The sequence below is a fragment of the Cupriavidus sp. Agwp_2 genome (assembly GCF_040784895.1).
Taxonomy (GTDB): Bacteria; Pseudomonadota; Gammaproteobacteria; order Burkholderiales; family Burkholderiaceae; genus Cupriavidus.
The window spans coordinates 365304-386096 of the sequence record NZ_CP088084.1 but is presented as its reverse complement, the minus strand read 5'-3'; the positions used below and the strand labels follow the sequence as shown (position 1 = coordinate 386096).

17 protein-coding genes and 3 tRNA genes are annotated in these 20793 nt (G+C 69.2%); 9 read left to right on the top strand and 11 right to left on the bottom strand.

Going from position 1 to position 20793, the window contains the following annotated elements:
• Position 1 precedes the first annotated feature (1 nt).
• On the bottom strand, positions 2 to 646 hold the full coding sequence (locus LPA45_RS19530) for a TetR/AcrR family transcriptional regulator (RefSeq protein WP_116322687.1): 645 nt from the start codon (positions 644 to 646) through the stop codon (positions 2 to 4).
• A 184-nt stretch (positions 647 to 830) separates the two neighbouring features.
• Here LPA45_RS19530 and tolA point away from each other — a divergent pair, with 184 nt between their 5' ends.
• Complete coding sequence (tolA, locus tag LPA45_RS19525) at positions 831 to 1583, top strand: cell envelope integrity protein TolA (protein WP_317920619.1); 753 nt, start codon at positions 831 to 833, stop codon at positions 1581 to 1583.
• A 53-nt stretch (positions 1584 to 1636) separates the two neighbouring features.
• On the opposite strand, the gene LPA45_RS19520 is transcribed toward tolA, so the two are convergent.
• The 3 genes from LPA45_RS19520 to LPA45_RS19510 form a co-directional block, all read right to left on the bottom strand.
• Positions 1637 to 1711, bottom strand: a tRNA-Thr gene (locus LPA45_RS19520).
• A 30-nt stretch (positions 1712 to 1741) separates the two neighbouring features.
• Positions 1742 to 1817, bottom strand: a tRNA-Gly gene (locus tag LPA45_RS19515).
• Positions 1818 to 1823: 6 nt separating this feature from the next.
• A tRNA-Asn gene (locus LPA45_RS19510) sits at positions 1824 to 1899 on the bottom strand.
• Positions 1900 to 1990: 91 nt separating this feature from the next.
• Here LPA45_RS19510 and LPA45_RS19505 point away from each other — a divergent pair.
• From LPA45_RS19505 to LPA45_RS19485, 5 genes are all read left to right on the top strand, one after another.
• Positions 1991 to 2230, top strand: a complete 240-nt coding sequence (locus tag LPA45_RS19505; RefSeq protein WP_233528351.1) for a LysR family transcriptional regulator — start codon at positions 1991 to 1993, stop codon at positions 2228 to 2230.
• A 225-nt stretch (positions 2231 to 2455) separates the two neighbouring features.
• Positions 2456 to 4618 (top strand): acetate--CoA ligase family protein, encoded by a 2163-nt coding sequence (locus LPA45_RS19500; RefSeq protein WP_317920618.1) that lies wholly within the window; start codon positions 2456 to 2458, stop codon positions 4616 to 4618.
• A complete protein-coding gene (locus tag LPA45_RS19495; protein ID WP_317920617.1) occupies positions 4615 to 5631 on the top strand; it encodes a tripartite tricarboxylate transporter substrate binding protein in 1017 nt (338 codons plus the stop codon). The genes LPA45_RS19500 and LPA45_RS19495 overlap by 4 nt, the downstream gene beginning before the upstream one ends.
• Before the next feature lie 20 nt (positions 5632 to 5651).
• Entirely contained in the window at positions 5652 to 6536 is an 885-nt protein-coding gene (locus tag LPA45_RS19490) for an SDR family oxidoreductase (RefSeq protein ID WP_317920616.1), read from the top strand.
• A 9-nt stretch (positions 6537 to 6545) separates the two neighbouring features.
• Complete coding sequence (locus LPA45_RS19485; RefSeq protein WP_317920614.1) at positions 6546 to 7697, top strand: acyl-CoA dehydrogenase family protein; 1152 nt, start codon at positions 6546 to 6548, stop codon at positions 7695 to 7697.
• A gap of 53 nt (positions 7698 to 7750) precedes the next feature.
• Here LPA45_RS19485 and LPA45_RS19480 read toward each other — a convergent pair whose 3' ends face one another.
• Genes LPA45_RS19480 through LPA45_RS19455 form a run of 6 tightly spaced genes read right to left on the bottom strand, consistent with a single transcriptional unit; the run spans position 7751 to position 16363 of the window.
• The gene (locus LPA45_RS19480) at positions 7751 to 8749 is read right to left on the bottom strand and encodes a tripartite tricarboxylate transporter substrate binding protein (RefSeq protein ID WP_317920613.1); all 999 of its coding nucleotides are present in this window, start codon (positions 8747 to 8749) and stop codon (positions 7751 to 7753) included.
• A gap of 30 nt (positions 8750 to 8779) precedes the next feature.
• Positions 8780 to 10606: an acyclic terpene utilization AtuA family protein gene (locus tag LPA45_RS19475; RefSeq protein ID WP_317920611.1), complete on the bottom strand. Its 1827-nt coding sequence runs from the start codon at positions 10604 to 10606 to the stop codon at positions 8780 to 8782.
• Entirely contained in the window at positions 10603 to 12618 is a 2016-nt protein-coding gene (locus tag LPA45_RS19470) for an acetyl-CoA carboxylase biotin carboxylase subunit (protein WP_116322696.1), read from the bottom strand. Before LPA45_RS19470 ends, LPA45_RS19475 begins: the two co-directional genes overlap by 4 nt.
• Positions 12619 to 12661: 43 nt before the next feature.
• The gene (locus LPA45_RS19465; protein ID WP_317920608.1) at positions 12662 to 13507 is read right to left on the bottom strand and encodes an enoyl-CoA hydratase/isomerase family protein; all 846 of its coding nucleotides are present in this window, start codon (positions 13505 to 13507) and stop codon (positions 12662 to 12664) included.
• A 15-nt stretch (positions 13508 to 13522) separates the two neighbouring features.
• Positions 13523 to 14692: an acyl-CoA dehydrogenase family protein gene (locus LPA45_RS19460; RefSeq protein ID WP_317920606.1), complete on the bottom strand. Its 1170-nt coding sequence runs from the start codon at positions 14690 to 14692 to the stop codon at positions 13523 to 13525.
• Between the two features lie 51 nt (positions 14693 to 14743).
• Complete coding sequence (locus LPA45_RS19455) at positions 14744 to 16363, bottom strand: carboxyl transferase domain-containing protein (RefSeq protein WP_317920604.1); 1620 nt, start codon at positions 16361 to 16363, stop codon at positions 14744 to 14746.
• 142 nt (positions 16364 to 16505) lie between these two features.
• Between LPA45_RS19455 and LPA45_RS19450 the strand changes: the two genes are divergently transcribed.
• Together LPA45_RS19450 and LPA45_RS19445 are read left to right on the top strand one after the other, a co-directional pair.
• On the top strand, positions 16506 to 17252 hold the full coding sequence (locus LPA45_RS19450) for a helix-turn-helix domain-containing protein (protein ID WP_317920602.1): 747 nt from the start codon (positions 16506 to 16508) through the stop codon (positions 17250 to 17252).
• 425 nt (positions 17253 to 17677) lie between these two features.
• Positions 17678 to 18658, top strand: a complete 981-nt coding sequence (locus tag LPA45_RS19445) for an ABC transporter substrate-binding protein (protein WP_317920601.1) — start codon at positions 17678 to 17680, stop codon at positions 18656 to 18658.
• A gap of 53 nt (positions 18659 to 18711) precedes the next feature.
• Here the strand turns inward: LPA45_RS19445 and LPA45_RS19440 are convergent, their stop codons facing one another.
• A complete protein-coding gene (locus LPA45_RS19440; RefSeq protein WP_317920600.1) occupies positions 18712 to 19674 on the bottom strand; it encodes a LysR family transcriptional regulator in 963 nt (320 codons plus the stop codon).
• 174 nt (positions 19675 to 19848) lie between these two features.
• Between LPA45_RS19440 and LPA45_RS19435 the strand changes: the two genes are divergently transcribed.
• Entirely contained in the window at positions 19849 to 20769 is a 921-nt protein-coding gene (locus tag LPA45_RS19435) for an alpha/beta hydrolase (RefSeq protein ID WP_317920599.1), read from the top strand.
• The last annotated feature ends 24 nt before the right edge of the window (positions 20770 to 20793 follow it).

Here is a 20793-nt window from a genome sequence, read left to right as displayed (position 1 = left end):
CTTACTCCGAGGTTGGTGAATGGCCGGCCGCAGCAGCATCAGCAGCAGCGGCCGGCTGGAACAGGTGGTTGAACATCAGGTCGACGCTGCGGCGCAGCGGCTCGACCGAGCGTTCGAGCTTCATGCGCAGCAAGGCGCCTTCCCAGGTATCCCAGGCCAGGCCGGACAGTTCGGCGGCCGCGATATCCGTGCGGATGGCGCCGTCCGCCTGGGCTTCGGCAATCATCCCGGCCAGGCGCTCGCGCCAGGCCAGTTGCGCGGCCTGCAGCGCGGCACGGCAGGTCTCGCTCGACGAGGCGATCTCCGCCGCGAAGTTGCCGACCAGGCAGCCGGCCCGCTCCGTCCTGGATTCATGGTGGGCAACCATCTGGTCGAACACATAGCGGATTGCCGCCATCGGCTGCGGGGGTGCCGCTTCCATCATGGCTTCCCACGACCGCTGCAGGTACGCCGCGTACTGCGCGATGATCGCCGCGGCGAACGCTTCCTTGCTGTCGAAATGGTTGTAGAACGACCCTTTCGGCACGCCGGCATGGTCGGTGATCTGCTGGATGCCGGTGGCGTTGTAGCCATGGCGCGAAAACAGTTCGCGCCCCGCCTTGGTCAGGCGGTTCGGGATGTCGGTCTTGTCTGCGGTGCGGGCCATGGGATGAATAATATGACCAGTCGTCTTAAAAAGTCAAACACCAGAAAAGCGGCGAATTCGCCACCCAAAATGCAGTCTGTCTGGTGAAGATGCCGTTCCCTCTACCTTGGTTCGGCAGGCCGCACTTCATAGAATGAAGTTGCCTCTTGGAAAAAGCGGCCCGGATCCCGCCGCAGCAACCGCCATGCAAGCTGTCGCTTATCCCTACCAGCCGGTGCCGGAACGGGGCACCACGCGCTGCTTCGTGCTGGCCCTGCTGATGCACCTGTTGCTGGGTGCCCTGCTCTACTACGGCGTGCGCTGGCGCAACGCAGTGCCCGAGGGTGTGACAGCCGAATTGTGGGAAGCCGTGCCCGAAATCGTCATGCCCCCGCCCGCGGTCAAGCCGGCGCCGACGCCAAAGCCGGTCGAGGAAGACGCCGATATCTCCCTGCAGGAAAAGCAGCGCAAGGCCGAACGTGCCGCCCGCGACGACGCCCAGCAGGCACGCCAGCGCGAAAACCAGGCCCGCGCCGATGCGGCCCGCAAGGGGGCACAACGCAAGGCACAGGAAGAACAACGCCAGGCCGACAGCACGCGGCGCCAGGGCGAACTCGCGCGCCTGCAGGCCCAGGCAGGCCACGCCAACGCGGGAACGGGTTCGGGCACGTCCGCACGGCCTTCGTCCGGCTATGCCGAGCGGGTCCGGCAGCGGGTCAAGCCAAACATCATCTTCAACGAGGATGTCCCCGGCAATCCGGCGGCGGTGGTGGCGGTGCATATGGCGCCGGACGGGTCGGTGCTGTCGACGCGGCTGGCCAAGTCAAGCGGCAACGCCGGCTGGGACAACGCCGTGCTGCGCGCCGTTGCGCGCTCGGACCCGCTGCCGCGCGACGAGAACGGTGTCGCGCCCTCTAACATCAACATCACGTTCTGGCCCAAGGACCAGGGCGGCTAGCCGCGGCGCCGTGCGCAACGAAAGGGAAAAACAGAAGGGGAAACAAGAGGGGGTGGTGCCCATGGGCAGGATCGAACTGCCGACCTCTCCCTTACCAAGGGAGTGCTCTACCACTGAGCCACATGGGCATACACGCTCCGGCGAAAACCGGAAGGATTTGGAGCGGGAGACGAGTCTCGAACTCGCGACCTCAACCTTGGCAAGGTTGCGCTCTACCAACTGAGCTACTCCCGCGTACTTTGGCTCCCCGACCTGGGCTCGAACCAGGGACCTGCGGATTAACAGTCCGTCGCTCTACCGACTGAGCTATCGGGGAATTCATCGCGTTTTCAGCGAAGCGCGGATTCTACAACAACTTTGACGCATTGTGTAAGGGGGTAGCGAAAACTATGCGATGGACACAGCGATTGCGCATCCGGCAACTGCACGTCCTTGTCGAACTGCACCGCATCCGGAACCTGAGCCGGACCGCCGCGAACCTCGACATGACCCAGTCCGCCCTGTCGAAGTGGCTGGCTGAACTGGAGGACGACCTCGGCGTCCCGTTGTTCGAACGGGAGCCCAAGGGCATCAGGCCGACCGCGTGGTCGCCTGACGGTTCGCCCGCCAGGCGGACGCATTCCATGAATGCCCGGCGCGGTCCGTAAGCCTCGTCGTCAGCGCGCGTGAGAAGGCCGATGTTGCCCCTGCCGGCATGAAAGAACGCAGTCCGGTTTTTCGACGAAGTCGCCGCCGCACCGCAAGCCGAAGCCGAAGCCCCCAGCCCGTCGGCTGTGCATAATGTGCACAATTGACGCCGGCGCCCTTGTCCCCGCGGACCCGATACGCTTGAATCGGGTCACCCTTCCGGCAGAGGAAGGATGGAGACAAAGATGCCTATTCCCAACACGGCGCGGCCACCGGTACGCGCCGATCGCACCGCACTGGCGCAGCTGCTTGAGCCCGCCTCGATCGCCATCATCGGCGCCTCGCGCGATACCAGCCGCATCGGCGGCGTGGCGCTGGACCACCTGCAGCGCCTCGGCTACCAGGGACAGGTTTATCCGGTCAATCCGCGCTATGCGGAGATCGCCGGGCTGGCCTGCTATCCCGATGTAGAGTCCCTGCCGGCGGTGCCGGACGTGGCGGTGCTGGCGCTTGGCGCCGACGAAGTGCTCCCGCAGCTGCAGCGCTGCCATGTCCGCGGCATCCGGGCCGCCATCCTCTATGCGTCGGGTTTTGCCGAGGCCGGAGAGGCCGGTGTCGCGCGCCAGGCCGCGCTGACCGCCTTCGCGCGTGAAAGCGGCATGGCCATCGCCGGGCCCAACTGCATGGGGCTGGCCAACCTGACCACGCGCGCCATCACCGCCTTTGCCACCACCTTCCGCGCCTACCCGCCGCAGGACGGCCCCGGCGCCGTCAGCCTGCTGACGCAGAGCGGCAATGTCTGCGCCATCGTCTATGCCACCGGCCGGCAGATGGACGTGGGCTTCCACCAGTTCATCAATACCGGCAACGAAGCCTGCCTGGACTACGCCGACTACCTCGACTACCTGGCCGACGACGCCCGGACCGGCGCCGTGGTCGGCTACGTGGAGGGCCTGCGCAGCGGCCCGCGCTTTATCGACGCCGCGGCGCGGCTGCGCGCGGCGGACAAGCCACTGGTCGTGCTCAAGGCCGGCGAAAGCGAGGCCGGTTCGGCGGCCACGCAGTCGCACACGGCCGTGCTGGCCGGCAACCAGGCCATCTACCGCGCCGCCTTCGCCCAGGTCGGCGCGATGCAGGCGACCGATCCCACCCACCTGACCGACCTGGCCTACCTGTCGGGCTTCCGCCAGCGCAGCGCGGGCCGCCGCGTGGTGGTGGCGTCGGTGTCGGGTGCGATGGGTGCGCTGTCCGCCGACCTGCTCAGTGCCGCCGGACTGGACGTGCCGTGCCTGGCCGAGCCGGTGCAGCAGCGCCTGCAGGCGGCCGTGCCGGAGATCGGTTCGGTGGCGAATCCGGTCGACCTGACCGGCCAGCTGTTCAACCGCAGCGGCCTTGCCTATACCGTGCTCGACAACCTGGCGGCGGTCGACGGCGTCGACGTGATCTTCCTGTACGCGACCGCCTACCTGCTCGACCGCGTGGCGGACGAACTGATCGACGTGGCGGGCAAGACCGGCCGGCTGATCGTCGTCGCCACCACCGGCGAGCCGGCCAGCCGCGCCCGGCTGGCCGCGGCCGGCGTGGCGCTGTTCCCGGATGTGGCGCGTGCGGCCAAGGCCCTGGGCACGTACGTCGGTTGGCTGGGCACGCGGGCCCCGACCGCGCATTGGATGGCGTTGCGTGCGCAGGCCGCCGGCCACGCGCCGGCCAGCGACGCGCCCGGCGCCGCCATGGACGAGTACCAGGCCAGGCACTGGCTGGCCGGCTTCGGCGTGCCGACAGGCGTGGAAGCGGTCGCCGCCACTCCCGCCGATGCCGCGCGCGCCGCCGAGAGCCTCGGCTTCCCGGTGGCGGTCAAGGTGCTCAGCCCCGACATCGCCCACAAGACCGAAGTCGGCGGCGTGCAACTGGGACTGCGCGACGCGCAGCAGGTGCAGGACGCCGCCGCCGAAGTGGTCGCCGCCGCGGCGCACGCCAGGCCGCAGGCACGCCAGCGCGGCGTGCTGGTGCAGCAGATGGCCAGCGGCGTCTGCGAGCTGATCGTCGGCGTGACGCGCGACCCGGTGTTCGGCCCGGCCATGACGGTCGGCCTGGGCGGGATCTTTACCGAAGTCTTCCACGACGTCGCGCACCGCTTGCTGCCGGTAGACCGCGCCATGGCCCGCGAGATGCTTGCCAGCCTGCGCGGCTACCGGCTGATGACCGGCTTCCGCGGCAAGCCCCCAGCCGATATCGACGCGGCCGCGGACGCCATCGCCGCGCTTTCCGACGCTGCAATGGCGCTCGGCGACTCGCTCGCTGAACTGGAAGTGAACCCCCTGCTGGTGCGCGAGGCTGGCCGCGGCGCGGTCGCGCTTGACGCGCTGGTGCTGACGCAGCAACCGAACCACGACGGAGACCGGCAATGAGAGACGACACCATCGACACCCGCCGCCGCGACACGCTGGGGCTGCTGGGCCTGGGCGCGCTGGCGCCGCTGGGCACGCTGGGCACGCTGGGTATGCTGACCTCCGGCGCCGCGCGGGCGGCTGATTTCCCCGCGCGGCCGGTCACGCTGATCGTGCCGTTCGCGGCCGGCGGCGCCACCGATACGCTGGTGCGCACGCTGGCCGACAGCGCCGGCAAGACGCTGGGCCAGCCGGTCGTCGTGGAGAACAAGCCCGGCGCAGCCGGCGTGCTGGGCGCCAACGTGGTCGCGCGCGCCAAACCCGACGGCTACACCCTGACAGTGATCCCGGAGCCGGTGTTCCGGCTGCCGCACCTGCAAAAGACGCAATACGACCCGCTGCGCGATTTCACCTATGTGATCCACCTGACCGGCTACACGCTGGGCGTGGCGGCGCGCGCCGACGCGCCGTGGAAATCGTGGCAGGAAATGGTTGACGATGCGCGGCGCCGTCCGGGCAAGATCAGCTACGGCAGCACCGGCACCAACGGCACCATGCACGTGACCATGGAAGAGATCGGGCAGAAGCTCGGCGTCCAGTTCAACCATGTGCCCTACAAGGGCGAGTCCGAGATCATCGCCGCGCTGATGGGCGGGCATATCGACCTGGGCGTCACGGCCGGCGGCATCGGCCCCTATGTCGACAGCGCCAGGGCGCGCTGGCTGGTGCTCTGGACCGCCGAACACTCGCGCCGCTGGCCGCGCGTGCCGACGCTGCGCGATGTCGGCATCGACATCGTGTCCACCTCGCCCTTCGGCATCGCCGGCCCGCGCGACATGGACGCGCAGGCCGTGCAGCTGCTGCACGACGCCTTCCGCAAGGCGCTGAACGAGCCGGCGATGCAGAAGCTGCTGGAGCGGCTCGACCAGGAGAACGCCTACCTGAACAGCGCCGACTACGCCGCCTTCGCGCGCCAGCGCTATGAAAGCCAGGGCAAGCTGGTCAAGCGCCTGGGCCTGACTGCCAACCCCTGACGCCTGATTTCGGAGCCCGCATGCAATATCGATCCGTCTTCCACGCCGGCCTGTTCGCCGGCCGTACCGTGCTGGTCACTGGCGCCGGCAGCGGCATTGGCCGCTGCACCGCGCATGAACTGGCCAGCCTGGGCGCGCGCGTGGCGCTGGCCGGCCGCAAGCTGGAAAAGCTGGAACAGGTCCGCGAGGAAATCATCGACGCCGAGCCAGACGCCGCAGACCGGCTGACGCTGCACAGCTGCGATATCCGCGACGAGGCGCAGGTGCGCGAGACCGTGGCCGCGGTGCTGGCGGCGCACGGCAGCATCGACGGCCTCTTCAACAACGCCGGGGGGCAGTTCCCGTCGCCACTGCGCGACATCAGCCTGAAGGGCTGGGAAGCGGTGGTGCGCAACAACCTGACCGGCGGCTTCCTGGTGGCGCGCGAATGCTTCACGCAATGGATGGAAGCCAACGGTGGCGCCATCGTCAACATCATCGCCGACATGTGGAACGGCATGCCGGGCATGGGCCATTCCGGCGCGGCGCGTGCCGGCATGCTGTCGTTCACCGAGACGGCGGCGTGCGAATGGGCCGCCGCAGGCGTGCGCGTCAACGCCGTGGCGCCGGGCTGGATCGCCTCCAGCGGCTTTGACACCTATCCATCCGAATTCCAGGCCAAGATCCGCCAGCTGGCCCGCAAGGTGCCGCTGCAGCGCCTGGGCACCGAGGCCGAGGTTTCCGCGGCGGTGGTGTTCCTGCTGTCTCCGGCGGCGGCCTTCATTACCGGCTCGACCCTGCGCGTCGACGGCGGCGTGCCCAATGCCAAGCACACCTGGCCGCAGCCACAGCACCAGCGCTCGCAGCCTTACAACGGCTTCCCGCTCTACACGCTGCCGCAATGCCTGACGCCGTCCAACGAGTAAGCGAACACCATGACCCTGCAACCACCCAACCCGCGCTACTACAGCGCGGACCATGAAGCGTTCCGCGCCAGCGTGCGGCGCTTCTTCGAAAAGGAAGTCGCGCCCAACGCCGAGGCCTGGGACGAAGCCGGCAGCTTCCCGCGCGAGCTGTACCGCAAGGCGGCGCAAGCCGGCCTGCTGGCGCCCGGTTTTCCCGAGGAGTACGGCGGCGCGCCATGCGACGCCTTCTACCGCATGATCCTGTTCGAGGAGCGCGCCTGGGGCGGCTCGGGCGGGATCGCCTCGGGGCTGTTTTCGCACACCATCGGCGCGCCGCCGATCGCCGCGGTGGGCAGCGAGGCGCTGAAGGCGCGCGTGCTGCCGCAGATCCTGTCGGGCGAGAAGATCTCTGCGCTGGCGATCACCGAGCCCGACGCCGGCTCCGACGTGGCCCGGCTGTCGACCAGCGCGCGCCGCGAAGGCGATCACTACGTCGTCAACGGTACCAAGCTCTATATCACCTCCGGCATGCGCGCCGACTACTTCACCGTGGCCGTGCGCACCGGCGGCCCGGGCGCAAGCGGTGTCTCGCTGCTGCTGATCGAGGGGGACACGCCGGGCCTGAGCCGCACGCCGCTGAAGAAAATGGGCTGGTGGGCGTCCGACACCGCGCAACTGTTCTTCGAGGACTGCCGCGTGCCGGTGGCAAATCTGGTCGGCGAGGAAGGCAAGGGCTTTGCCGCCATCACCCGCAACTTCAACCACGAGCGCCTGGCGCTGGCGGCGGCGGCCTGCGGCTATGCCCAGGTGTGCTTCCACGACGCGCTGGCGTGGGCACGCGAGCGCCATACCTTCGGCAAGCGGCTGGCCGACCACCAGGTGGTGCGCCACCAGCTGGTCGACATGGCTACGCGCATCGAATCCACGCGCGCCCTGCTCGACGACCTGGCCGCGCGCCTGGACGACGGCGCCGCACCGGTGGCGCAGATCGCGATGGCCAAGAACATGGCCACGCGGACCTTCCAGTTCTGCGCGGACCGGGCGGTGCAATTGCTGGGGGGGATGGGCTATATGCGCGGCAGCCGCGTGGAGCGGCTGTATCGCGAAGTCAAGGTGATGATGATCGGCGGCGGCGCCGAGGAAATCATGAAGGACCTGGCGGCAAAGCAACTGGGGCTGTAAGCGCCAAGCGCCCGCGGCTTCCGCTGCGGGCGCTTTCCCCGGGCAAGTCCTGCTTATTCCAGCTTCACACCGCTCTTCCTCACCACCTCGCCCCAGCGCACCGCTTCCGTCCTGATAAAGGCCTGGAACTGATCGGGCTTGCCGCCGACCGGATCGATGCCATAGTCGATCAGCCGCGCGCGCACGTCGGGCTGGTGCAGCACGGCGTCCATGTCGGCCGACAGCTTCGCCAGCACCGCCGGCGGCGTCTTCGCCGGCGCCAGCAGGCCGATCCAGCTGCCCGCCGTCACCGCAGGGAAGCCGGCTTCGGCCATGGTCGGCACGTCCGGCGCGGCCGGCCAGCGCGTCGGGCTGGTGATCGCCAGCGCGCGCACCTTGCCTGCCTTCACCTGCGGCATCATGGTCTGCACCGAATCGAAGATCACCGCAACCTGCCCTGAGAACAGGTCGGGCAACGCCGGCGAGATGCCCTTGTATGGCACGTGCGTCATCTTCATGCCGACCGCCTGCGCGAACAACTCGCCCGCCAGGTGCGCGCCGGAGCCGGTGCCACTAGACGCAAAGGTCATCTTGTCCGGGTTCGCCTTGCCCCAGCCCACCAGCTCCCTGACGCTGGTCGGCGGCAGTTGCGCGCTGCCGACCAGCAGCAGCGGGATCCGGCCGATCATGCTGACGCCGGTCAGGTCCTTGACCGGGTCATAGCTCATCCTGGCGTACAGGCTCGGGTTGATGGCGTGGGCGGCGACCACGACCAGCAGCGAGTGGCCGTCCGGCGCGGATCTGGCGACGTTCTCCGAGCCGATCATGCCGTTGGCGCCGCCACGGTTTTCCACCACCACCGGCTGGCCGATGCGCTCGGACAGCTTCTGCATGACCAGCCGCGTCACGGCGTCGGACACGCCGCCGGGCGTATATGGCACCACCACGCGGACCGGCCGGTTCGGATAGGCGTCGCCCTGCGCCAGTGCCGGGATGGCGCCGGCAAGGCTGCCGGCGAGCAGGCTCAGCGTCAGCAGGCGGCGTACGTGCGCGTTGCGCTTGGATCGGGTCATGTGTCTCCTCCTTGTCACGGGTGGCCGGGTCTATGCCCAGCTGCGCGGTACGGAAAGCGGGAAATCGAGCAGCATCTGCGCGTAGCTCTTGCCCAGCGGGTCGGAGCGCAGGCTGGCCACGCCGCCGCCGCCCAGCGCGCCATGCATCAGGAAGTTCAGCGCATGCAGGCCGGGCACGTCGAAGCGCTCGACCTCGCCCTCCACCAGGTGGGCAAAGTACGCGCGCACGGCCTGCGGCGTCAGTTGTTCACGCAGCAACGCCAGGTATTCCGGCTTGCGCGCAATCACGCCGATGTTCTCGTCGTCGCCCTTGTCGCCGCTGCGGGCGTAGGCCAGCGCGACCAGCGGCAGTCGCACGCGCGGCTCGTCGGGTACCGGCGACAGTGCCGGGCCGCTAACCACGGCGGGCGCCTCCGGTGCGGCGCTGGTTGCGGCGCTGGTTGCAGCATCGGGCAGCATGATCACGCCCCCCTCGAATTCCACCCGCATCGGCACGTCCGCCTTGGGCACGAGGAACGAAAACACCTTCACCACCGGCTGGATATCGACACGCCCGGCAAAGGACGAGCGCGTGCCGGCCGCCATCGACGTTCCCGCCGACGAGCATTCGCGCTGCAGGAAGCTCAGGCCCCGCGCCAGCGGGTGGCGCGCGCCGATGCGCAGCACCACCTCGCGCGTTGGCAGCGCCCGCGCATGGGCGCCGTATTGCGATTCACAGCCCAGCAGCTCCACCACAGTCTCGCTGTAGTCAGGCATGCCGCGTTCGGCCAGCATGGCGCGGGTGCGCGCCAGCAGCGCGTCGGCGGTGCGGCGGGCCTTGGCCGGGGCGTCGATGCCGCGGATTGCCATCATCAGGCTGATCTGGAAGCCGTCCTGCCAGGTGGCATTGCCCTTGTAGTGGGTGCCGGGCGCCCGGCCGCGTGCGCCATCCACGCGCACGCGGCCGGGTTCGACCAGCTTGGTGCGGACCATGCGGAAGTCGCAGGTCACGTCCGGCATCAGGTAGTTGGCGGGGTCGCCCACCTCGTACAGCACCTGCTCGGCGACCGCGGCGGGGTCGACCAGCCCGCCGGTGCCGTCCGGCTTGCTCAGCACGAAGCTGCCGTCGTGCGCGCAGTCGATCACCGGGTAACCCATCCGGTCCCAGGCAGGCACCCGCTCCCAGTCGGTAAACAAGCCGCCGGTGGCCTGCGCGCCGCACTCGATCACATGGCCCGCGAGCGTGCCGGCGGCGAGGCGGTCCCAGTCGGTCCAGTCCCAGCCGAATTCGTGCGCCAGCACCCCGACCACCACGGCGCTGTCGACGCAACGGCCGGCGATGACGATGTCGGCGCCCAGCGCCAGCGCGCGGGCAATGCACTGCGCGCCGGTGTAGGCGTTGGCCGACCACGGTTCGGTGGTCGGCACGGCGTCGCCGGCCAGGTCGGTCAGCCCGTCGGCGCACCATTGCGCAAAGCGGGGCTGCACGTCGTCGCCGGTGACCACGGCGATGCGCGGCTTCAGGCCCTGCTGCGCGGCGATCTTGAGCAGCGCGTCGCGGCAGGCTTCCGGGTTGAGCCCGCCGGCGTTGGCAACTACCCGGACGCCGCGCTGCAGGATCCCGGCAAGGTTGGGCCCCATCGCCGCCTGCACGAAATCGGTGGCGTAGCCCAGCGCCGGGTCCCTGGCGCGGGCGCGCGCCAGGATCGACATGGTGGTCTCGGCCAGGTAGTCGTAGACCAGGTACTGCAGGCCTGGAACGGCCAGCAGTTGCGGCGTGGCGATAGCGGAATCGCCCCAGAAGCCGGACGCGCCACCGATGCGCACGGTCTTGCCGGTGCGTGCCTCCGCGGCTTCGGTATTTGTCAGTTCGCTCATGCCGGCTCCTTCGCCGCAACATCGGCATCGACGCGCGCCAGCAGCGAACCGGCGCTGGCCTGGCCGCCCGCGCGCGCGGGCAGTTCAGCGACCACGCCGGCAAACGGCGCGGCAATGGTGTGCTCCATCTTCATGGCTTCCAGCACGACCAGCGGCTGGCCGGCTTCCACGCGCTCGCCCTCGGCCACATGGACCGCGACGATACGCGCCGTCAGCGGTGCCTGCAGGACCCCGTCGGCTTCACCGGCATCGCGGCGGCGGCGCGGGTCGTGCAGCGGGAATTGCCAGGCGCGGCCGGCCTGGAACAGGTGCAGCACCTGCTTGTCGGCGGCGAACACCAGCGGATAGGCCACGCCGTCGCACTCGACCAGGGCCGTGCCGCTGTCGCCGTCGGCGCGCAGCACGCGCAGCGCGCAGGCGACCGGCTGCTGGCCGGGCAGTTGGTCACTTTCGCGCTGGCGCAGCATCACGCGCCAGCCTTCGGCAGCGACGCGCAAGGTGGCTTCCCACGCCGTGCCGGCCGCGTACAGCACCACGCTGGCCGCGGCACGTGCGAGCGTGGCCGGCTTGCCGTTGTCGCCAAGCAGCCCCGACGCGGCCAGCGCGGCGCTGGCCATCACGTGCAGCGGCGGCTGCGGCGCCTGCAGCGCGCCCTGCATGTGCGCATCGACGAATCCGGTGTGCACGTCATTGCCCGCGAAGGCCGGATGCGCGAGGCAGTCGGCAAGGAACCCCTGGTTGCTCGGCACGCCCAGCAGCGCGCAGTCTTCGACCGCGCGCAGCAGCTTGCGGCGCGCTTCCTCGCGGTCGGCGCCATGGGCGACCAGCTTGGCGACCATCGAGTCGTAGTGCGTCGGGATGGCGCCGCCCTCTTCCAGGGCATGGTCGACGCGCACGTCGCGGCCTGCGGCGGGCGGGCGCCAGCGCATCAGCGGGCCGCCCTGCGGCAGGAATCCGGCCGGCACGTCTTCGGCGGTGAGACGGACCTCGATGGCATGGCCGTTGAGTTTCACCTGTTCCTGCGTCACCGGCAGCGGCTCACCAGCGGCCACGCGCAGTTGCCATTCGACCAGGTCGAAACCGGTAATGGCTTCGGTCACCGCATGCTCGACCTGCAGGCGCGTGTTCATCTCCATGAAGTAGAAATTGCCGTCGGCATCGAGCAGGAACTCCATGGTGCCGGCGCCGACGTAGCCGATCGACTTTGCCGCGCGGACCGCGGCCTCGCCCATGCGCGCGCGCAGCGCCGGGCCAACGGCGGGCGACGGGGCCTCTTCGATGACCTTCTGGTGGCGGCGCTGCACCGAGCAGTCGCGCTCGCCCAGATGGATGACATGGCCGTGCGTATCGGCGAAGACCTGGATTTCGACGTGGCGCGGCGCGATGACGGCGCGCTCCAGGATCAGCTCGTCGGAGCCGAACGCGGCCGCGGCCTCGGAGCGTGCGCTGGCCAGCGCGATGGGCAGCGCCGCTGCCTCCCGCACCAGCCGCATGCCGCGCCCGCCGCCGCCCGCCGCGGCCTTTACCATCAGCGGAAAACCGATCGAACCGGCTTCGGCCAGCAGCGTGGCGTCGTCCTGTGCCGCGCCCTGGTAGCCCGGCACGCAGGGCATGTCGGCGGCCAGCATCAGGCGCTTGGCCTCGGCCTTGTTGCCCATGGCGCGGATTGCCCCGGCAGGCGGGCCGACAAAGACAAGGCCCGCCGCCGCGACGGCTTCGGCAAAGGCCGCGTTCTCGGCCAGGAAGCCGTAGCCGGGGTGGATGGCGTCGGCGCCGCTGGCACGGGCGGCCTCGATGATGGCGGGGATGTTCAGGTACGACTCGCGTGGCGCCGCGGCGCCGATGCAGACCGCGCGGTCCGCGAAGGCCACGTGCGGGCTGTGGCGGTCGGCCTCGGAGTAGACGGCCACGGTGGCCAGCCCGAGGCGGCGCGCGGTGCGCATGATGCGCACCGCGATCTCGCCGCGGTTGGCGACGAGCAGCGTATGGAAGGGTCGGCTGGTTGCAGACATGGGGGAATCCTGTGAATTTCCGGGAATTGGCTGGCGGCAGTCGTCAGCTCGCCGATTGGGCGCCGCGCACGGCATCGGCATCGAAGCGCACCGTCCAGTTCGCGTCGCGCTTCTCGCGGAAGGCCGCGACGCCTTCTGCACCCTCGCTGCGCATGCACTGGGCGAACAGCCGCGAGGCTTCGTCCAGCAGCGGCCCCGCCGGCTCCTGGCCGCAGCGGCTGACCAGCGTCTTGAACACGCGGTTGGCATTGGGCCCGCAGCGGCCGATGCGCGTCAGCCATTCGGCGACCAGCGCGTCCAGCTCGGCGCTGTCGGCGGCCAGCTGGTCGACCAGCCCGATCGCCACCGCGGCCTCGCCGCTGATGCGTTCGCCGGTGAGGCCCAGGCGGCGCGTGGCGGCCGCGCCGATGCGCTGCACCACGAACGGCGCGATCTGCGCGGCGATGATGCCCAGCGTGGTTTCAGACAGCGCGAAGCGCGCGTCCCGCGTGGCCAGCACGATGTCGGCGGCGCACGCCAGGCCCATGCCGCCGCCCATCGCGGCGCCGTCCACGGCGGCGATGACCGGCACCGGCAGCGCGCCCAGCCGCTGCATGAAATAGCCGAACTGGCGGTTGCGGGTGGCGACCGGGTCTTCCCGGCTGGCATCGGCATCGAGCCGCGCCTGGAAGTTGCCGACGTTGCCGCCGGCGCTGAACATGCCGCCGGCGCCGCGCAGCACCAGGGCGCGCACCTCCACGTCGGCTTCTGCCTGCTCGACCGCCGCGGCCAGCGCGGCAACGACCTCGGGCGCCAGCGCATTGCGCGTGGCCGGGATATTGAGGGTGGCGAACAGCACGCCGCCGGCGCGGCGCACGATCACGGGTTCGGTTTGCGTTTGCTGGGTCATGGCGGTTCCTGCCTGTCAGCCGCGGGACTCGCGCGACATCAGGCCCATCTGCTTGGCGATGACCTGCAGCATCACTTCATCCGCCCCGCCGCCGATCGAACCCAGGCGGAAGTCGCGGTACGCGCGCGACGCGTGGTTGTCCCACGTGTAGCCCATGCCGCCCTGGAACTGCATGCACCAGTCAGCCACTTCTCGCGACAGGCGCCCGGCCTTGAGCTTGGCCATTGATGCCAGCTCGACCACGTCGCCGCCGGCGATATAGGTCTGCGTGGCCAGGTAGACCAGCGCGCGCAGCGCCTCCATCTCGGTCTTCAGTTCGGCCAGCTTGAACTGGATGAACTGGTTGTCCAGCAGCGGCTTGCCGAAGGCGACGCGCTGGCGCAGGTACTCGGCGGTTTCCTCGATCAGCGCGGTGCAGGCCAGCCGGCGCGCCGCGCCGTTCAGCCGCTCTTCCTGGAACTGCTTCATCTGGTAGATGAAGCCCATGCCCTCCTCGCCAATGCGGTTGCGTACCGGCACGCGCACTTCGTCGAAGAAGATCTGCGCGGTGTCCGAGCACCACATGCCGAACTTCCTGATCTTCTGCACTTCCACGCCGCGCACGCGCTTGCCGTCTTCCCTGAGCGGCACCACGATCAGCGATTTGTTCTTGTGGACCGGACCGTCGGAGGTGTTGCACAGCAGGCAGATCCAGTCCGACTGGGTGCCGTTGGTGATCCACATCTTGGAGCCTGAGATGACATAGTCGTCGCCGTCGCGCACGGCGCGCGTCTTGAGTGAGGCCACGTCGGAGCCGGCGCCCGCCTCGGACACGCCGATGGAGCACACCATGTCGCCGGCGATGGCAGGTGCCAGGTAGTTGCGCTTGAGTTCTTCCGAGCCGAACGCGGTCAGCGCCGGCGTGGCCATGTCGGTCTGCACGCCCACGCCCATGCCGACGCCTTGTGCGCGCGCATAGCCGAGCGCCTCGGCGGCGGCGACGGCGTAGGAGAAGTCGAGCCCCATGCCGCCGTACTCCACCGGCTTGGTGATGCCGAGGAAGCCGAGGCCGCCCATCTTCTTGAACAGCTCGTGCGCCGGGAACACCTCGGCGGCTTCCCATTCATCGACGAAGGGATCGATCTCCGCCGAAACGAAGCGGCGGATGCTGTCCATGATGTTGCGGTGGTCTTCGGTGTAAAGCATGCTGGTCTCCTGGATTTCGTTGCGTTCTGTTTGTCTGTGGGGCGGCGGCGCTCAGAAGCGCCCGACGCCGAACTGGATGGCATGCGGCTGGCGCAGCGCCGCCTCGCGCGCGGTGGCCAGCACAAAGGCCAGCACGGCGCGCGTGTCGCGCGGATCAATCACGCCGTCGTCCAGCAGCAGCCCGCTGGTGACGAAGGCGCTCGCCTGGCGCTCGAAGTTGGCGACGATCTCGGCGGTCTGGCCGGCCAGTTGCGCCTCGTCGACCGGCTTGCCCTTGCGCGCCGCCTGCTGGCGCGCCACGATCTCCAGCGTCATGGCGGCCTGTTCGCCGCCCATCACCGCCGTGCGCGCGTTCGGCCACGAGAAGCAGAAGCGCGGCCTGAAGCCCCGCCCGCACATGCCGAAGTTGCCCGCGCCGAACGAGGCGCCACAGTACAGCGTAATCTGCGGCACTTTGGAGTTGGACAGCGCCTGGATCATCTTGGAGCCGTGCTTGATCATGCCGGCCTCTTCCGAGGCGCGCCCGACGATAAAGCCAGTGGTGTTCTGCAGGAAGACGATCGGCGTGCCGGACTGGTTGCACAGCTGGATGAACTGCGCGGCCTTGGTCGCCCCGGCCGGGTCGATCGGACCGTTGTTGGTGATGAAGCCGACGGTATGGCCTTCGATGCGGGCATGGCCGCACACGGTGCCCGGGCCGTAGTCGGGCTTGAACGGCAGCCACGCCGAATCGTCAACGATGCGCGCGATCACCTCGCGCATGTCGACCGGGCGCTTCATGTCCAGTGTCATGACGCCGTCCAGTTCCGACGCGTCGAGCCGCGGCGCACGGGCCGGCTGCGCCGGCTGGGGCTCCACCTTGGGCCAGTCCAGGCTGGCGACGATGTCGCGGGCGGTGGCGATGGCGTGTTCGTCATCCTCCGCCAGGTACTCGGCCAGCCCGGTGGCGGTGGCGTGCAGGTCGGCGCCGCCCAGTTCCTCGTCGGTGGCGATCTCGCCGGTGGCGGCCTTCAGCAGCGGCGGGCCGGCCAGGAAGGCGCGGGCGCGGTTGCGCACCATCACCACGTAGTCGGACAGGCCGGGCATGTAGGCACCGCCGGCCGTGGACGAGCCGTGTACCACCGTGATCACCGGCAGGCCGGCCGCGGACAGCCGCGCCAGGTTGTAGAAGATGGCGCCGCCGCGCACGAACTTGTCGACGCGGTACTTGCGCAGGTTGGCGCCGGCCGACTCCACCAGGTGGATGAAGGGCAGCCGGTTTTCCAGCGCGATTTCCTGGCAGCGCACCAGCTTCATGTTGCCGGCCTCGGTCATGGCGCCGGCGTCGATGCCGGAATCGGTGGCAAGCACCATGCAGCGCACGCCGCACACGAAGCCGATGCCGGCCACCAGCGAGCCGCCGGGAATCGACGTCTCGGGGTCCGGATCGTCCATGCCAAATCCCGCCAGCGTGGACAGCGGCAGGAACGGCGCGCCCGGATCGAGCAGGCGGCCGACCCGCTCGCGCGGCAGCAGCGCGCCGCGCCTGGCGAAGGTGGGCCGGGAGCGCTCGGAAGCGGCGACGGCGCGCTGCTCCAGCCCATGCAGGCGGTCGATCAGGGCCTGCATGCCGGCGCGCTGGCCGGCGAAGGCGTCGGAGGACGGGTCAATGCGGGATTCGATGGGGATCATGGCGCGTGCCTGTGGGTCCGTGATGGATGGATTGCAAACCACGGCGCCCCGCGCGACAACCGCAATCGCGCAGATTGTGCATAATGTGCACAATCTGTCTACCCTGGGAGTGTCTTCCGATGCTCCGCCGACGCTTCCGCCCATGCCCACCAAACCCTCCGCCCCCGGCGGCGTCCAGAGCCTGGCGCGTGCCTTCACCCTCCTGCAATTGCTGGCTGAACACCATGACGCCGGCCTGGCGCTGCCCGACCTGGCCGCGCTGGCCGGCATCGACCGCACCACCGCGCATCGCATGGCGCGCTTCCTGGAAGCCGGCGCGTATATCGAGCGCGAGTCGGCCGGCAAGCGCTATCACCTCGGCACCGCCGCAATGGCGCTCGGGCTGCGCGCCATGAACCGGCCGCCGCCGAACAGCGCCCTCGTCAGCAGGATGAAGGCGCTGGCCCGCCTGACCGGCGACGCGGTCTTCCTGATCGTGCGCATCGGCGACCACGGCCATTGCCTGCATACGGAGGAAGGCAGCCACCGCATCAAGAGCTTCCACATGCTGACCGGCACCTCGCGCCTGCTGGGCCAGGGCACCGGCAGCATGGCGCTGCTGGCCAAGATGGACAACGAGGCCGTCCGCGCCCACTACGAGCGCCACCGCGCCGAGTACGAAGCCGGCGGCCTGAGCCTGCTCAAGCTGATGCGCGGCGTCGAACGCAGCCGCAAGCTGGGCTATGCGCTGGCCGGCGCAGAAGGCGTGGCCGGCGTGGGCTACGCCTTGCCGCTGGCAATGGGCGCGGATGCGGCCATCAGCATCGTCTCGACTGCGTCGCGGATGTCGGCGGCGCGCCGGCATGAAATGGGCGGGATCATCGTGGCGATGTTCGCGCAGCAAGGGTGACGCGGCGGCGGACGCGCAAACCGCGGCTCTGCACGACCTGGTGGCGCACTGAGCGGCCGCGCAGCTCGGTTTTGAAACGCGTCTCTGTCAGGGGCCGCACAGAGACGCACCGGCTCTATGGCGTTCAATGGTGACGCAAACAGAGATACGCAAGAACGCGCCCGCTGCCCTGGCATCGGCCGGGCGAGCCGCCTTCATGGGAAGGCGGAATCAGTCCTGGTGCCAGAACAATAAATTCCCCCGCCGGCCAGAGGGAGGGTCGGCATTCCGGGCCACGCCCCGATGTCGGAGCGTGGCTCCTTTTTTTCCGGCGCCAGGCATTCCGCACCACGCCACCGAGGCGCATATGGAATGCCGGTTTTATTCGTTGGATTTCGCCTGCCGCGCGCGTACGGTCATGGGTTCCCACGTTTCCAGCGAGTGCCATGACCGCTTCACGACGCCAGTTCCTGCGCCACGGCGCCGCCGCCACGGCGGCCCTTGCCTCCGGCCCGATCCTTACCTTCACCACACTCGCCAGCGGCAACGCGCAGGCGCAGGGGCGCCCCGTGCTGAAAGCCGGCGACCAGAAAGGCGGGCTGCGCGCGCTGCTCGAATCCGCCAACGCGCTCGAAGGGCTGGCCTATGACATCCAATGGACCGAGTTCCCCGCCGCGGCGCCGCTGGCGGAGGCGTTGAACGCCGGCGCCGTCGACAGCGGCCCGATCGGCGACGGTCCGGCAATCTTTGCGCTGGCAGCCGGCACCCGGATCAAGCTGATCGGCGCCAACCGCTCCGATCCGTTCGGCACCGCGATCCTGGTGCGGCCCGATTCGCCGCTGCGGCAGGCGGCCGACCTCAAGGGCAAGAGCATCGGCACCAACCGCGGCTCGATCGGGCACTTGGTCACGCTGAAGGCGCTGGAGTCGGCCGGGCTCAGGCCGGAGGACGCGAATATCCGCTTCCTGCCGCCCGCGGATACCAAGCTCGCCTTGAGCAACGGTTCGGTCGATGCCTGGGCGACGTGGGAGCCGTACACCGCGATGGCCGAGACCAGCGGCCACGCGCGCGTGTTGGTCAGCGGGCGCGGGCTGTGGTCCGGCCTCAGCTACCTTGCCGCCACCGATGCGGCGCTGGCGACCAAGCGCGCCGTGCTGCAGGACTTCCTGGCCCGCGTGGTGCGCGCGCAGCGGTGGTCGTACCAGCACGTGCCCGAGTTCTCGGCAACACTCGCGCGCATTATCGGCATCACGCCACAGGCGGCGCGGCTGCAGTTCGAGCGGCGCCACACGCAATGGCGCAACATTGACGCCGAACTGATCGCCGAACAGCAGCGCACCGCGGATTTCTACCAGAAAGTGGGCCTGCTCAAGCAACGGCTCGACGTACGGCAGACCTTCGACACCGGCTTTCCGATCGCCTCCTGAACCGCACGCCCGCACGCACGCACGCACGCACGCACGCACGCGTGCAAGCAGCATCACGCCCGCTTGCGGCGGTTGTTGCCTGGCATTGCCGCCGGTACCGGCGCGGCCAGCGCTTCGCGCTTGTCCACCAGGAAATCCACCAGCGCGCGCACCTTCGCCGGCATTTGCTCGCGCGAAGGCGCGTACAGGTAGAAGCCGGGAAACGGCTTGCTCCACGCCTGCAGCACGCGCACCAGCGTGCCATCCCGCAAATGCTCGCGCAAGGCGAGCTCCATGTGCTGGATCAGGCCGACGCCCTGCAACGCCGCCCGGATCATGCCGTCGTCGTCGTTGGTGATCACGCTGCCCTGGGGCTCCACCACGAAGTCGTGGTCCTTGATCGTCGGTGACGTGAACTCCCAGCGAAAGATCGCGCCGCTCGAGGCATGGCGGTAGCACAGGCAGTTGTGGCGGATCAGGTCGGCCGGCTCGCCCGGCTTGCCATGCCGCGCGAAGTAGTCCGGTGTCGCGGCCACCGCCATTTCCAGCATGGGCGTGATCGGCACCGCCACCATGTGCCCGGCCAGGCTCTCCCCCAGCCGGATGCCCGCGTCGCAGCCGTCCGCGATGATGTTGGACAGCCCGTCATCCATCACCAGTTCGAGCCGCAACTGCGGATAGCGCGCCATGAACTCGCCCAGGTGCGGCTCGACCAGTGTCTTTGCGGCGATCCGTGACGTGTTCACGCGCAGCAGGCCGGTGGGCTCATCGCGCACCTCATGCAGGTTGCGCACCGCGCTGTCGATGGTGAGCAGCGCCGGGCGCAGTGCGTCGAACAGACGCTGGCCGGCTTCCGTCAGCGACATGTCGCGCGTGGTCCGGTAGAGCAGCCTGACGTCGAGTTGCCGCTCCAGCGCTTTCAGGTTCTGTGACAACGCGGCGCGCGACACCCCCATTTCGGCCGCTGCCCTGGTAAAGCTGCGGTGATGGGCGATGTGGGCGAACCAGGCAAGGGATGGCAGCTGGGAAGGGTCCATGGCAGGGATCCATGATTGATTGTTAAGCTGTGCTTACCACTATAGTCCAAATTATGCGCTTGTTTAGCGCCAATCCGGGCTCTACATTCAGTCTACGCAGCCGCCGCGCTCCGGACCTCGAAGGTTCCGGGATGCCGGAGGGCCTGGCCTCTCCCCCCTGTCAAGGCACACCGAATGAAGACCGTCAAGATCAAGCATCAAACCTGGGACATCGCCGCCGATATCCATTTCCCGCCCGGATTCGACGAAAGCAGGCAGTACCCGGCCATCATCAGCGCGCACCCGATCGGCAGCTGCAAGGAGCAGACCGCGGGCAGCGTCTACGGCGCCGCGCTGGCGCGCGAAGGCTTTGTCGTCATCGCCTTCGATGCGAGCTACCAGGGCGCCAGCGGCGGCGAGCCGCGCTTCATCGAAGACCCGACGCGCCGGGTCGAAGACTTCCGCGTGGTGGTTGATTACCTGGTCACGCTGCCCTACGTCGATGCAGGTCGCATCGGCGTGCTCGGCATCTGCGGTGGCGGCGGCTACGCCATCAACGTCGCCATGACCGAGCGCCGCATCAAGGCCGTGACGTCGATCACCGGCGTCAATTTTGGCCGCCTGATGCGCGAGGGATTCAGCGGCTACGACCCCATCGCGGCACTGGAAGCCATGGCCACGCAGCGCACCGCCGAAGTCCGCGGCGCCCAGCCGCGCGTCGACAACTTTCTGCCGGCCTCGGTCGAAGCAGGCAAGCAGCATGGCATCACCGACATCGACGTGCTGGAAGCGACCGAGTACTACAAGACCCCGCGCGGCCAGCAGCCACATGGCGCCACCAGTGCGCGCTATTCGCGCAATGCGGCGGCGGTCGGCTGGGACGCGTTCCACCTTGCCGAAGTGCTGCTCACCCAGCCGTTGCTGGTGGTGGTCGGCGACAAGGTCGGCGGCTTCGGCGCGTACCGGGATGGCTGCGAAATCATCGGCCGTGCCGCATCGAAACAGAAGGAACTGGCAGTCGTGGCCGGCTGGTCGCACTACGACCTCTACGACAAGCCCGAGCCGGTGCGCCAGGCGCTGGCCAGGGTGGTGCCCTTCTTCAAGGAAAACCTCTGAGACATGACGTGCGCGGCAAAGCCT

Coding starts and splice junctions, on each gene's coding strand:
- LPA45_RS19440 (WP_317920600.1), bottom strand. CDS start 19,674: ATGGACCCTTCCCAGCTGCCATCCCTTGCCTGGTTCGCCCACATCGCC.
- LPA45_RS19445 (WP_317920601.1), top strand. CDS start 17,678: ATGACCGCTTCACGACGCCAGTTCCTGCGCCACGGCGCCGCCGCCACG.
- LPA45_RS19465 (WP_317920608.1), bottom strand. CDS start 13,507: ATGACCCAGCAAACGCAAACCGAACCCGTGATCGTGCGCCGCGCCGGC.
- LPA45_RS19435 (WP_317920599.1), top strand. CDS start 19,849: ATGAAGACCGTCAAGATCAAGCATCAAACCTGGGACATCGCCGCCGAT.
- LPA45_RS19480 (WP_317920613.1), bottom strand. CDS start 8,749: ATGACCCGATCCAAGCGCAACGCGCACGTACGCCGCCTGCTGACGCTG.
- tolA (WP_317920619.1), top strand. CDS start 831: ATGCAAGCTGTCGCTTATCCCTACCAGCCGGTGCCGGAACGGGGCACC.
- LPA45_RS19455 (WP_317920604.1), bottom strand. CDS start 16,363: ATGATCCCCATCGAATCCCGCATTGACCCGTCCTCCGACGCCTTCGCC.
- LPA45_RS19470 (WP_116322696.1), bottom strand. CDS start 12,618: ATGTCTGCAACCAGCCGACCCTTCCATACGCTGCTCGTCGCCAACCGC.
- LPA45_RS19530 (WP_116322687.1), bottom strand. CDS start 646: ATGGCCCGCACCGCAGACAAGACCGACATCCCGAACCGCCTGACCAAG.
- LPA45_RS19500 (WP_317920618.1), top strand. CDS start 2,456: ATGCCTATTCCCAACACGGCGCGGCCACCGGTACGCGCCGATCGCACC.
- LPA45_RS19460 (WP_317920606.1), bottom strand. CDS start 14,692: ATGCTTTACACCGAAGACCACCGCAACATCATGGACAGCATCCGCCGC.
- LPA45_RS19490 (WP_317920616.1), top strand. CDS start 5,652: ATGCAATATCGATCCGTCTTCCACGCCGGCCTGTTCGCCGGCCGTACC.
- LPA45_RS19450 (WP_317920602.1), top strand. CDS start 16,506: ATGCCCACCAAACCCTCCGCCCCCGGCGGCGTCCAGAGCCTGGCGCGT.
- LPA45_RS19475 (WP_317920611.1), bottom strand. CDS start 10,606: ATGAGCGAACTGACAAATACCGAAGCCGCGGAGGCACGCACCGGCAAG.
- LPA45_RS19485 (WP_317920614.1), top strand. CDS start 6,546: ATGACCCTGCAACCACCCAACCCGCGCTACTACAGCGCGGACCATGAA.
- LPA45_RS19495 (WP_317920617.1), top strand. CDS start 4,615: ATGAGAGACGACACCATCGACACCCGCCGCCGCGACACGCTGGGGCTG.